The sequence below is a fragment of the Staphylococcus sp. SUC_1.2 genome (assembly GCF_026222585.1).
In genome coordinates this window covers 114,663-128,147 of the sequence record NZ_JANJPM010000002.1, presented here as the reverse complement: position 1 = coordinate 128,147, position 13,485 = coordinate 114,663, and the positions used below count along the sequence as shown (strand labels likewise).

Below are 13,485 nucleotides of genomic sequence, written 5' to 3'. Positions count from 1 at the left end.
TGATATTTTACTTTTATCCTAAATAAACATCTTGGTAACTATCATTTTTTTCTAATACATCTTTTGCAAATGGACAAGAAGCGATAATTTTTAAATTATTTTGACGAGCATGTTCTACAACTGCGTCAACTAATTTAGTTCCTAAACCTTGACCACCTAATTCATCAGATACACCAGTGTGATCAATTTCAATTTCATTGTTATCGACTTGTTTGTAAGTGATTTCTGCTTTAGGATTATTTTCGTCTTCACCTACATAAAATTTATTGTTACCTTGTTTAATTTCTTCAGCCATATTACTTCACTCCTTATATAATGTCTTAGTATTATTTATCACATTTCCGCTAAATTAAAACATTACATAAATAAAATTTAGAATATAAAAATTATAAAAAATTTAAATACAAAGTCATTGCTTTTTTATAAAAGAACAGATATAGTTGAGAACGAAATTATTACGTTTTGGAGGGGTTTGTGTGAAGAAGATGATCGCAATCATCAGTTTAATGTGTTTGTGCCTCATATTATCTGCTTGTAGTACAAATCGCGATATCACTCACAAACATAAAAAAGTAACAACTGAGAATAAATTGAAAATTTATACTACGGTTTTTGCGTTTGAAAGCTTTACAAAACAAATTGGTGGTAAATATGTGGATGTAGATACGATTTATCCCCCGGGTGCTGATATGCATACATATGAACCTAGTCAACGCGATATGATTAATATTGCAAAGAGTGATTTATTTGTTTATTCAAGTGATCATCTTGATCCAGTAGCGGCTAAAATTACAAAATCAATGAATAATAATGATATGAAATTGGCGGTTGCAAATAGTTTAAATAAACAAATCCTTGTGAATGAAGACGATGATCACGATGAACATGGACATCATCATGAAGCAACATCATATGATCCTCATGTTTGGCTTGATCCAGTACTAGATCAACAATTCGCAAAGAAAATTAAAGATGATTTAGTTCACAAAGATCCTACACATCGTATATATTATGAGCATAACTATAAACAATTAGTTGAAGATTTAAAACAAATTGACCATACATTATCTAATATAACGACGCGTCCTAAACGAGATAAAGTAATTATTTCTCATGATTCATTAGGATATTTAGCGCGACGTTATCACTTCGAACAAGAAGGGGTTAGTGGTATGAATAATAAAGAGCCAAGTCAGAAAGACATCTTAGCGCTCATTAATCAAATAAAAGACACACATGAACCGTATATTTTATATGAACAAAATATTTCTTCAAAAATAACCGATGTGATTCGTCAAGAGACACAAACACAACCTGTAAATTTTAATAATTTAGCAGTATTGTCTCAATCTCAATCAGAAGACCAAACACTCACGTTTCAATCTATTATGAAAAAAAATATTCAAGCCCTTGATAAAGCATTAAATAAATAAAAAGAGAGCAAAAAAGAATGTAACGCCATTCTTTCTTGCTCTCTTTTTTTATTTTTAATTTACCATCTAATATAACTTACAGTTGTATTGTAATATTCTTCAAAACCATGAATACCATCTGCACCACCAAGGCCAGATTCTCTCCAACCTGCGTGATAACCATTGACTGCTTCTTCTGCCTCACAATTCGCATACACTTCTCCAAATTTTAAACGTTCAGTAGCTGTCATAATTTCTTTTAAGTTTTCAGAGAAAATATAAGATGATAGACCAGCGTTAGTATCATTTGCCATATCAATAACGTCATCAAAGTTTGTATACGTAGTTATAGCAAGAACAGGACCAAAAATTTCTTCTTTAAAAGCACTATCAGTCGTTTTTACATGATCTAAAATAGTAGGAGCGTAGAAGAATCCTTCACGGTCTAATTTATGACCACCTAACACTAAATCTGCTCCATTTTTTACTGCTTCTTGAACTTTATCATCAATACTATCTAATTGTTTTTGATTAATGATTGCACCATAGTCAGTGTTTTCATCATATGGATCTCCAACTTGAAGCGCATCCATTTTATCTTTCACTTTGTTAATAAAGTCATCATGTACATCTTCATGAACAAAGATACGTTCTGGACATGTACATACTTGACCAGCGTTATTAATACGTGCAGTAACGATATAATCAACAGCTTTATCTAAGTCAGCGTGTTGTGTGACAAGAACAGGCGCATTTCCACCTAGTTCTAAGTTAAGTTTTTTAATGCTGTCAGCTGCGTTTTTGAATACAGCTTTACCTGCTCCCATACTACCTGTTAATGAAACAAGTTGAATATCTTTATGAGTTGCCAATTGTGTTCCAACTGTTTCGCCAGTACCTGGAACGATTTGAATAAGACCAGCTGGAATAGTTGAATCACGGAAAAGTTCAGCGATTTTTAATGTTAATAATGTTGTTTCTTCACTTGGTTTGATAACGACAGAACAACCCGTTACAATAGCTGGAATCACTTTACGCATAAGCACTAAAATTGGAGCATTCCAAGGTACAATACCAGCCGTCACACCGATTGGTTTTTTTGTCAGTTGAATAGTTTCATTTACTATACTATTTTGTAATACTTCACCTTTGTTACTCATACTTAAACTTGCCATATAATCAATGAATTCTATTGATTTATCAATTTCACCTTTAGCTTGTACTATTGTTTTACCTTGTTCTTTAACGTATAAATGAGCAATGTCATCTTTATGTTGTTCAAGTAAAGGAATTAATAATTTTACATGCTCAGCACGTGTAGGAGCTGGTACTTTTTCCCATTCAAGTTGAGCGTGTTTAGATTTTTCAATTGCGTCGTTTACCTCTTCTTCAGTAGCGAATGTAATCGTATCGATTGTTTCTCCCGTAGCAGGATTAATCACGTCCATTGTTTCGTTTGACTTACTTTCTACAAATTCATTATTAATAAATAGTTGATTGGTCATTAACGACACCTCCATACCTATTATTCCCGTAAAGTATTAAATTTAATCTATAAAAATAAAAGATTCAAAAGGAGATTAATGTGCTCCCTTTGAACCTTCTTTTTTTGAATATTTAAAATGTCTAACCCCTTTATATAAAATAGGAATGAGTAGAATAAAGCCAAATAACCCCATAATTGGAAATACTTTGCCAATGAGTGAAATAAAGCCGATAAATGTACAAATGAACGTCACGATTGTCATGACGATAATAAGTACAAAATATTGTTTTGAAAACGGTGTTGTGAAACGAGAGGCGAATGCGTACATTAAGCCTACAATAGTATTATAAATAACTAGAATCATAATAATAGACATGATAGTTCCCAAAATAGGTGAGATATGTCGTGCCAATAATAAGGTTGGAAGCGCTACGGATTTAATATCATTAAATTTTGTAATTAAGCCTAAATTAATCATTAAAAGTAAAAATGTAATAATGACGCCACCAATTAATCCACCCCAAATAGAAGCACGTTGGTCATGTAAACGTCCCCCCATTACACTTAGAAAACTGAAGGCAGCAGCAATTTGTAAACTGGCATAATTGATACCATCAAACCACCATCCAAGTGAAATAGATGATTTATGCTGTGCATATTGATTTGCACTTTCAAAGTCAAGATGGCCAGTTGCAAGATAATATATCGCAATAATTGTGACGACGATAACTAAGAAAGGTGTAACGATACCTAGTACTGCAATTAAACGATCAAATTTTAAAAATAATGTAACCAAAATAAGACTTACGAGAATAAGTGAACTAAGCCAATAAGGTAAATGAAAACTTTCTTGAATTGTAGATGCACCGCCCGCGCTCATAATAATAGCGAGTGAAAACAAGAATAATGTTAGAACAATATCAAATAATCGAGCAATCATAGGATGCAAGTAGTAATGAATGGATTCTGAATGATTATGTGATTTTATGTTGTAACCAGTATTTAAGACGAACATACCGCCAAGTGTGATGATTAATCCTGTAATAATAATCCCTAATACACTGAATTGACCGTTACTTGTGAAAAATTGGAATATTTCTTGACCCGTAGCAAAACCAGCACCAACGACAACACCTACAAAGGCAAATGCTACGATCATCGATTCTTTTAAAACTTTCATTTTTAAAAATCCTTTCTAAATCAAACACATGAGAATATATTAATCTATTTTAAAGGACATTTTGTTAAAAATAAATATTAAAGTTTACTTGTAATGAACATTGTATTTCTCAAAAATACATTCGAAAGAATTTGTATAAATTTTAAGTTATATGGGGTATATAATAGTTTATAGTTCTCATATAAATGTTATTAAAAAATGTAATAAATATACTATACAGTATTCAGTAAAGTTTGATAGGATATTGCAATATATTCAATTTAAATAAGGAAGGTGTAGATATGTTATTTGATTTACCTGTAATGCTAGTTATTGTATTATTTCTTGCATTAGGTATCTTCAGTCAATGGTTAGCAAATCGAATTAAATGGCCTTCGATTGTAGTAATGTCGATTGTTGGTTTATTAGTGGGACCCATATTAGGACTAGCAAATCCTGAGCATACGCTAGGTTCAGAGGTATTTAGTCCAATTGTATCTCTTGCGGTAGCAATCATATTATTTGAAGGAAGTAGTAATTTAGATTTTAGAGAATTAAAAGGCATTTCTAAGGCGGTTATACGTATTATTACGCTAGGCGCCACAATTGCATGGGTGCTTGGCGCCATTGCCTTACATAAAATTTTAGGTTTTCCTATTTCTATCGCTATTGTTATGGGAGGATTACTTCTTATTACTGGACCAACAGTGATTCAGCCACTGTTAAAACAAGCCAAAGTTAGAAACAGTGTAGATACTGTCTTACGTTGGGAAAGTATTATACTTGATCCACTTGGTCCAATACTAGCATTAGCTGCATTTTATGTGTATCAAATCATTGGACAAGGTTTTGGTTTCCAATTACTCTTTATATTTATTTTTAAAATGTTGGTTGTAGCATTAATTGGCTTTGGTGCTTCATTCTTCTTCAATTGGCTCATCCAACGCGATGTCATACCACAAAATTTAATGCCTTCCATTCAATTGGTGTTTATATTGCTCGTGTTTAGCATCTGTGACCAAATTCTCGATGAATCTGGTTTATTAGCAGTAACCATTTTTGGATTAATGATGGCACGTTATAAACGACATGATTTAATTTATAAAGAGTCAGATCATTTTATTGAAAATATGTCTTCTATTCTAGTTTCAACGGTGTTTATTTTAATTACATCATCATTAACACCATCTGTATTGATGAATGTATTATCATGGAAGCTTGTGATTTTCTCACTTGTCATGATTGTGTTAGTACGTCCAATTGCTGTTTTATTATCTACCATTGGTACTGAAATCACTAAAAAAGAGCGTGCGCTTGTAGCCATGATGGCACCAAGAGGGATTGTCGTATTAACTGTAGCACAATTTTTCGGTGGATTATTCTTAAATGATAATATGAAAATGGCATCTTATATTACACCGGTAACATTTGGTTTAGTATTTATTACCGTAGTCATATATGGTTTTAGCTTTACACCAATAAGTAAAATGCTTGGTTTAGCAAGTACTGAACCTCCAGGTGTCATTTTAGTAGGTGAGAGCGAATTTTCTTATCACTTAGGTAGACAGTTACAATCGCATGGTATTCCAGTGATGGTGTTTAACTTGTTTAGTAACACTTCTGATAAAGCTGAAGAACTCGGTTTTGAAATTTTTAAAGGAAATTTATTATCAAGTAGTGATCGTATGTATGCAGACTTAATTCGCTATAACAAATGCTTATTAATGACCAAATCATTTATTTTTAATAGTCTTGCATTTAATGAGTTAGTTCCAGAATTTGGATTAAATAATGTAAATATGATGCCAGTATCCTTTACAGATGATCAAGCACGTAATAATTTAAATGGACCGCTTCGTAATCATATTTTATTCGATGAAAAGCATAGTCCAAGATGGTTTGACAATGTGATTACGAATCAAAATATTGTCGAAGTTCCAGCCTCTTCATATCATGATATTACAGATAAAGATATGATTATTTATCACATTAATGACGATAAAGAAGCGACATTCCATAGGAGTACAAAATCAATGGATGAGTACGACAATGGAACTTATGGTATTTTAAGAAACGTATATAAATAATAAAAATGCCCAGCGACAGTTCATTTGAACTGTTGCTGGGCATTATGATTATAGGTTTATTTTAAATATCTGTCGTGCATTAATAATTTTAACATGCGAATTTGTTCCATAATGTCTTTACCGACATTCGTATCTCTAATTTTTTTACGTTGTAATTCTTCATCAACGACACGTCGTACTGATAGTTCATCAGCACCATCAGATAAGACATTCTCTTTAGAATCAAAGAATTGGTGTGCTACAAGCTGCATACCAAATGAATTGTAAAGTAACGTGTAACCTGCGATACCTGTAGTAGATTGATACGCTTTTGAGAATCCACCATCAATGACTAACATCTTACCATTGGCTTTAATAGGATCTTCGCCATCGATTTCTTTTACTGGTGTATGTCCATTGATAATACGACCTTCATCAGGATTAAGTCCGAAATCTTTTAGCATTTTGCGAATCATATCTACATCTTCACGTAAGTAATAATACGGGTTTTTCGGTTCTTTATGAGACGCTTTATCTTCAATGAAGTAGCGCTCAAATGTAGTCATAGCACGTTTACCAAATAAAGAACTATATTTACCTGTCCATAAATACCATACAAGATCCGTAGATAAATCATCTGTTTTCTCTTTGTCGCTAAATGCTAAGCGTACGTGACGTTCAAAGACATCTAATAAATCACGGCCTTTATGTTTTACACCTTCAATTTCAAAAGCTTCCATTTCACCATGATCATCTACAGGAATGCACCCATGAATAAGAAGATTACCATTATAAGGGAGGTATAATTTACCTTTTTGCATTAGAAAGGCCATATGACGTTTTAATTTTTCAGATTGTTGGAAAGACAGTAATAATTTATTAACAACATCTTCTTCTTCTGGTAATAATGTTGCAGGGTCTTTAGGGTCCACTGTACTAAAGCAAGTATCTTTTAAAGGATACGTTTTACCATAAATTGTAATTTCGTTTGTATCATAATTTATTTTTTCTAAAACTAAACGATCTTCCATTTCAAAACTTGGGCGACGTTTAATAATTGGCATTTCAAGTTTAAATTGAATCATTGCAATGGCTTGGTGAATCTTAGTGATTTGTGCTTCTTCGAGTTTAGATAAGCCCACTTTTTTATCAGGACGTTTTTTCGGTTTGAACGCTGGGTTATCGCCATCGTAATATTTTTCAGCTAAAGTGAGGAGAGGTCTTAAATTAATACCATATGCATCTTCAATAATATCTAAGTTATCATAGCGTGCACATATACGTAGTAAATTGGCTAAACACACTTTAGAACCTGCATAAGCTCCAATCCAAAGTACATCATGATTACCCCATTGAATATCAACAGAATGGTAGTCAATTAATGTATCCATAATTTTGTCAGGTTCTGGACCACGGTCGTAGATATCACCCACAACATGAAGGTGATCGACGACAAGACGTTGGATGGTATAAGATAATCCAATAATTAAATCATCTGATTGCTCAAGCTCGATAACTTGATTTAAGAGTGTTTCATAATACGATTTTTTATTATTAAATTCGTTATTTTTATAAAGCAACTCTTCAACGATATATGTATACTCTGAAGGTAAGGCTTTACGTAGTTTTGAACGCGTATATTTTGAAGAACAATACGTGATTAAATCAATCAAACGTTCGATTGTTAAGATATACCATTCATTTAACTCACGTTTTGAATTAAAGTCATTCTTAATGAGCTTTAATTTTTCTTCTGGATAATACACTAGCGCAGCTAAATCATCTATTTCTTTTTGGGATATGTTACCTGCAAAGATATCGTTAATTTTAGCACGGACATTACCAGAGCCATTTCTTAATACGTGTTGGAACGATTTATATTCACCATGAAGATCGCTGACGAAGTGTTCAGTACCTTTTGGTAATTCTAAAACGGATTCTAGATTAATAATTTCTGTTGCAAGTTTTTCAGGACTATCAAATTGCTGAGATAGTAAATCCAAATACTTTTTCTTTAATTCACTTTCCGTAGATTGAGACATTTGATTTCACTCCTGTATGGGAAATTTATTGGATAATAAGCAGAGTCATAAAACCGCTTACATAAATTATCGTTAAAAAGCATCACTTTTTCAACAGTGATGCTTAAATTGTTGTAAATTTGATTTGAAAGTAAAAGTAATGTACTTATTTAGCGTTATTTTTTTTGAAGAATAGACGATAGAGTACATATAGAATAATAATGATAAGAATCACATACATAAAGTAAGAATATGTATGAATACCAGACATTAATACGTCGAAACTATCGCTAAGAAGACGACCAAGTAAAATTAAGGCAAAGTTCCAAATCGTTGTACCTAGTAATGATAACATCGTAAATGTTGCAACGTTCATTTTATTGATACCTGCTGGAATAGTGATTAATACACGTAAAACAGGAATGAAACGACATAATAGCACTGCCCACGCACCATAACGTTTAAACCAGTCGTTAGCACGTTTCACATCATTTCCTTTAAGTTTGAACCATTTACCATATTTATCAACAAATCGATAAATACTTTCTTCTTTAATTAAACGACATAAATAATACAAAATAAGTAAACCAATAAATGAAGCGATTGTTGAAATAATAAATAAAACTAAAATTGAAAGACCTGATTTAACTGACATTAAACCTGCAAATGTTAATATAATTTCAGAAGGAACAACAGGTAAGACATTTTCTAATAAAATAAGAATAAAAATGGCTGCATAGCCCCATTGGCCTATAAAATTGGTAATAATTTGTTCCATTATAAAATTAAAAATTCTCCGTTATTAAACATTACTCGAATAAAAAATTCATAGTAAATTCATTATATAGGAATTTACTATGAATTGCTTGTTATAACATTATATGGATTGTACAACTTATTTTAAGGCCTTTAAATATTGATGATACAATTGTTCTGCTTCATTATCATCTTCAACGCCATAAACATTCATTCTACCATCTTTGAATAAGGTGATTTCATAATTACCGTCTTTAATTAGTTTTGCAAATGAGGTTGATTTTACAATATCACCTGGGAAATGTTCAGCATAGTCAAAAGCAGTAGGTTGATATCTAAATAAATAGGTTTTTCCACATAAGCTTTCAATCTTCTGTTGTTGTTTCGTTTCTAATAATTCGTAATGAGCTTTACCACATACGTCACATTCAGCATCTTTTAAAACATCGATATTCATTGCTTTATAATCAATGTTAAATGCATCAAGAGTAATTAACTTATGAGAAAATCCATGACCAGATAAATAACGAATCGCTTCTGTGACCTCATAGCTTGCTACTTGTGTAATCACAGGTGGTAATACGCCGTTAATAGCACAACTCTCTGCACTGGTTGGAATTTGTTTTAATAAACATTTCAAACAAGGTCCTTTGAAATCAATGCCGTAAACGGTACCTTTACTGCCTACAGCAGCACCATACACCCACGGAATATGATGTTTGTGACAGGCTTCATTAATAAGATAACGAATTTTGAAATGATCCATACCATCAATGACAATATCAGGATTGACGGCTTTTAAAATATCCTCAATAGTTGTAGAGTCAATTTCTTGATAATAAGTTTGAACATTTACATTTGAATTAATGTGTTCAATCTTTTGTTTAACTGCGTGAACTTTAGGGACCATATGATGAGCATCATCTTCAGTATAGAGTGCTTGGCGATGTAAATTAGATAATTCAACGATATCCATATCGACAATGGCTAAATGATGTGCACCCATACGTGCTAAAAGCTCCGCAACGTGACTTCCTAACGCGCCTGCACCAAGTATTAAAATGGTTGCATTGGAGAGGGCAGTTTGGCCATCCTCTCCAAATGCATGGTAACGCAATTGACGGTTATAGCGTTGCATTATAAGAATCCTAAACCTTCAGTAGGGCTTGATGCTTGGGCTGTATATTTTACTGGAATACGTCCTGATTCATATGAGAGACGACCTGCATGAATACCAAGTTTCATTGCTTCAGCCATTTTAACAGGGTCTTTTGCACCTGAAACTGCAGTGTTTAAAAGAATAGCATCAGCGCCTAATTCCATCGCATGACACGCATCTTTTGGTGAACCAATACCAGCATCCACAATAACGGGAACATTTGAATTTTTAATAATGTAACTTAAATTAAGTTGGTTATTAATACCACGTCCAGTACCAATTGGAGAAGCAAGTGGCATGACAGCATGAACACCTAATTCTTCTAAACGTTTCGCTAATACGACATCATTAGAAATGTAAGGACATACGATATAACCTTTTTCTAATAACACTTTACATGCTTCATATGTTTCAAATGGATCAGGTAACAATGTTTCATCGTCACCAATCACTTCGACTTTAATCATGTCACATACGCCAGCATGTTTTGCAATTTCAGCGATACGAATCGCTTCTTCAGCAGTTTTAGCGCCGGCTGTATTTGGAAAAGTAATAAAGTCTTTAAGATTAATATTTGCTAATGGATTAGGTAAGTTTTTATCATATAAATTCATACGTCTTACAGCAAAAGTCAGCACATTCGCTTCTGCTGCTTCAATCGCTTTTGTTTGCGTAGCTTCATCTTCAAATTTTCCTGTACCTAATAATAAACGAGATTTAATTTCTAATGGTCCAATGTTAAACATTTTATCCGCCTCCAACAAATTCTAATAATTCTAATCGATCATCTTCACGTACTGTATGTTGATCGTAGTCTTCTTGTTTAATTAAAGTTTTATTATGTTCGACAATGACACGTTTAGGATCTAATTCAAGAGATTCAAGTACAGATGTAATAGATTGTTCTGAATCAAAATTGAATGTGTCCCCATTAATGATACACTTCATGATTTAACCTCCTTGAAGCACTAAATGATTCATATCGACGCGGTTTAACACCGGTGAGTATCCAATTGGCGATATCACGACCAATAATAGGCGAAAGTAAAATACCGTTACGATAATGACCAGAAATCACATATAAATCTTCATCAATACGGTCCATTATCGGTATTTCTCCTTCAGTATATGGACGGACACCAGACCATTGTTTAATGACTTTGCCGTGTGCGAGTTCTGGTATACGTTCATTTGCAAAGTGGTGTAACCAAGAGATACCATCGTCTGTATTACCAACTGAATAGTTATCAAACTCGCTTGTGGCACCAATTAAGAAACGATTTGGATATTTTGGTACGATGTAACAGCCATTGGTCATAAATACGGTTTCTTTTAAATCCAAATGATCATTTTCAATCAGTAAGACTTCACCTTTTACACCGACTACATCTCTAGGTAATGAGTATTGATTTAATAATTTAGATGTCCATGCGCCCGCTGCCACAATGACTTTCTTAGCTTGTAATGTGCCTTGTGACGTTTCAACATCGTAGTACCCATTTTGGCGATGAACAGATTGTACCTCTGTATTAAAATATCGCTTAATTTGACGTTGCTTTAAAGATGTAAATAAAGCTTTAGTGTAGTGATTGGCATTAATTTGTCCATCTTGTGGAATGTAAATAGCCATTTCACTTGATGTTACTGTACCATTCGTTAAATCAGTAAGTTCCTCATCTGAAAGAACAATGACGCTAGAATCTAAACCGCTTAAAAATTGATACTGTTTTTCTAAACTTTCAACATCTTCAGGACGATTAGCCACTTTAATTAATCCTGAATTTTGAAACTGAATATCAATACCTGTCTCATCTTCTAAATCTTGACATAATTGTGGAAAGAGACTTCGTGATTCAAGAGCAAGTCTAAATAAATCAGTATCTTTAGTAAATTCATTTTGAGCACCTAACATACCACCTGCTTTATATGATGCGTGTTTACCTGGCACGTCACGATCGATAAGTGCAATGTCAAGGTGAGATTGGCTTAATTGTCGCGCAATAGACATGCCAATCACGCCCGAACCTATGATTAAAACATCATGCATCTTTCAACCACTCCTTTCGCAACAGTTCAATTTGTTGTAAAGATGCGTTCATAAAAAAAGAAATCGCACAAATTCCTTTAAAACCACGAGGTAATTGAGGAATCGTTTTTTCAGTGATACCTCCAATGGCATAAATTGGAATAGGAATCTCTAACACACGTTGAATCTCTGCTTTTGATCGAGGCAATTGATTAGGTTTTGAAGGTGTCTTAAAAATGTGTCCAAAAAAAACATAATCAAGATCGTGTTCATAAGCTGCTTTAACAGATTCAATTGAATGTGTAGACATACTCACTTCAATCTCTGGATGTATGGATTTATAGCTAAATGCATCTTCATCCATTTCTCGAAAATGAATATGAGAGAGGTGAAGTTGTTCAAGTAAATGTACATCACTATGAATAATGATTTTTGATTTAGGAAATCCTTTTTCTATAAGTGATTTTAAAAATGAAGACAAGTCACTTGAAGACATGGGAGTACGAAACAATAACCCATCTATTCCATCCGAGATATCAAGAAAATGTTGTAAATCATCATTGGTTAAATCTTTATATTTCGTTATCGCTATAAAAATGAACACCACTCCTTAGTAAACAAAAAACGCTATTTCCCTGCAGTAGGGAAATAGCGTTTTGCTTAACTTTACGATATTCTAGTCGCCACTTTCCTACGCCAGTACAAACTGGATCAGGTTCCAGGAATTATAAAGTTCGTTCTTTACTCTCAGCCTTAAACAAAGGCACTTCCAGTGGATCGTTTATTCAGTTGTGTTTAAAATAAACATCAGCATTTTTGCTTTATTTTTATTCTACAACCTTTTTTAATAGAGTTCAAATACAAAAATAAATTAGATTTATAGTAATATACTTTTTAATCAAGAAACCACGTTTTACATAACATTGAATTGAAAATACATGCTACCCCTCTTCTTACTATCGTTTTCTTTTTATAACAGACGGGTAAAACGTTATAATTATATTTGGAAGGTGATTATATGATTATTATTAATGCAAAGCTTAAAATCAAAGAAGATGTGCGTAATGACTATTTAGATTTAATGAATAAATTAGTTCAAAGTTCACGTCAAGAACCAGGAAATACATTTTATTCACATTATGAAGATGTAGCAGAACGCAACACATTCGTTGTTGTTGAAAATTATAAAGATCAAGAAGCGGTTCAAGCACATAACCATTCAGATCATTTCAAAGCATTTAGTGAAAATATTGGAAAATATGTCGCTGAAGAACCTGTCATTAATGTAGCAGAAACAAAATAATAACTAATAATTAAAAATTTAAATGGATTTGAGAAAATTAATAGCTTCCTTAGAATTAGAGCAACTAGAAAATTTAATTTTCTATAATTTAGGGGAG

At 32.8% G+C, this 13,485-nt stretch carries 13 protein-coding genes and 1 riboswitch; of the genes, 3 read left to right on the top strand and 10 right to left on the bottom strand.

Annotation, left to right across the window (positions count from 1 at the left end; all coding sequences use genetic code 11):
• Positions 1–13: 13 nt before the first annotated feature.
• Positions 14–295, bottom strand: coding sequence for a GNAT family N-acetyltransferase (locus NR218_RS01590; RefSeq protein WP_002448625.1), 282 nt, complete (start codon positions 293–295; stop codon positions 14–16).
• A 181-nt stretch (positions 296–476) separates the two neighbouring features.
• On the opposite strand from NR218_RS01590, the gene NR218_RS01585 reads away from it, so the two are divergent.
• Entirely contained in the window at positions 477–1,433 is a 957-nt protein-coding gene (locus tag NR218_RS01585) for a metal ABC transporter solute-binding protein, Zn/Mn family (protein ID WP_048762231.1), read from the top strand.
• 59 nt (positions 1,434–1,492) lie between these two features.
• Here NR218_RS01585 and aldA read toward each other — a convergent pair whose 3' ends face one another.
• Both aldA and NR218_RS01575 read right to left on the bottom strand, forming a co-directional pair.
• Positions 1,493–2,917 carry an aldehyde dehydrogenase gene (aldA, locus tag NR218_RS01580; protein ID WP_019834966.1) on the bottom strand — a complete coding sequence of 475 codons (1,425 nt, stop codon included), beginning with the start codon at positions 2,915–2,917 and terminating at the stop codon, positions 1,493–1,495.
• 75 nt (positions 2,918–2,992) lie between these two features.
• Positions 2,993–4,078 (bottom strand): membrane protein, encoded by a 1,086-nt coding sequence (locus NR218_RS01575; RefSeq protein WP_017175041.1) that lies wholly within the window; start codon positions 4,076–4,078, stop codon positions 2,993–2,995.
• A 281-nt stretch (positions 4,079–4,359) separates the two neighbouring features.
• Between NR218_RS01575 and NR218_RS01570 the strand changes: the two genes are divergently transcribed.
• Positions 4,360–6,144, top strand: a complete 1,785-nt coding sequence (locus NR218_RS01570) for a cation:proton antiporter (protein ID WP_070508422.1) — start codon at positions 4,360–4,362, stop codon at positions 6,142–6,144.
• 56 nt (positions 6,145–6,200) lie between these two features.
• Here the strand turns inward: NR218_RS01570 and NR218_RS01565 are convergent, their stop codons facing one another.
• The 7 genes from NR218_RS01565 to NR218_RS01535 all read right to left on the bottom strand — a co-directional run bounded on the left by NR218_RS01565 (position 6,201) and on the right by NR218_RS01535 (position 12,689).
• On the bottom strand, positions 6,201–8,165 hold the full coding sequence (locus tag NR218_RS01565) for a fructose-bisphosphatase class III (RefSeq protein ID WP_070508421.1): 1,965 nt from the start codon (positions 8,163–8,165) through the stop codon (positions 6,201–6,203).
• 145 nt (positions 8,166–8,310) lie between these two features.
• Entirely contained in the window at positions 8,311–8,922 is a 612-nt protein-coding gene (locus tag NR218_RS01560; RefSeq protein WP_002448460.1) for a DedA family protein, read from the bottom strand.
• 117 nt (positions 8,923–9,039) lie between these two features.
• The gene (locus NR218_RS01555) at positions 9,040–10,038 is read right to left on the bottom strand and encodes a ThiF family adenylyltransferase (RefSeq protein ID WP_048681941.1); all 999 of its coding nucleotides are present in this window, start codon (positions 10,036–10,038) and stop codon (positions 9,040–9,042) included.
• Positions 10,038–10,805 (bottom strand): thiazole synthase, encoded by a 768-nt coding sequence (locus NR218_RS01550; protein ID WP_019834971.1) that lies wholly within the window; start codon positions 10,803–10,805, stop codon positions 10,038–10,040. Before NR218_RS01550 ends, NR218_RS01555 begins: the two co-directional genes overlap by 1 nt.
• Before the next feature lies 1 nt (position 10,806).
• Positions 10,807–11,007, bottom strand: a complete 201-nt coding sequence (gene thiS / locus NR218_RS01545; RefSeq protein WP_017175036.1) for a sulfur carrier protein ThiS — start codon at positions 11,005–11,007, stop codon at positions 10,807–10,809.
• Positions 10,991–12,106 (bottom strand): glycine oxidase ThiO, encoded by a 1,116-nt coding sequence (gene thiO / locus NR218_RS01540; RefSeq protein ID WP_070508420.1) that lies wholly within the window; start codon positions 12,104–12,106, stop codon positions 10,991–10,993. The genes thiS and thiO overlap by 17 nt, the downstream gene beginning before the upstream one ends.
• Positions 12,099–12,689, bottom strand: a complete 591-nt coding sequence (locus NR218_RS01535) for a thiamine phosphate synthase (protein WP_070508419.1) — start codon at positions 12,687–12,689, stop codon at positions 12,099–12,101. The genes thiO and NR218_RS01535 overlap by 8 nt, the downstream gene beginning before the upstream one ends.
• Positions 12,690–12,756: 67 nt before the next feature.
• Positions 12,757–12,866: riboswitch (TPP riboswitch) on the bottom strand.
• A gap of 237 nt (positions 12,867–13,103) precedes the next feature.
• Between NR218_RS01535 and NR218_RS01530 the strand changes: the two genes are divergently transcribed.
• Positions 13,104–13,388 (top strand): putative quinol monooxygenase, encoded by a 285-nt coding sequence (locus NR218_RS01530; RefSeq protein ID WP_172473527.1) that lies wholly within the window; start codon positions 13,104–13,106, stop codon positions 13,386–13,388.
• Positions 13,389–13,485 lie beyond the last annotated feature (97 nt).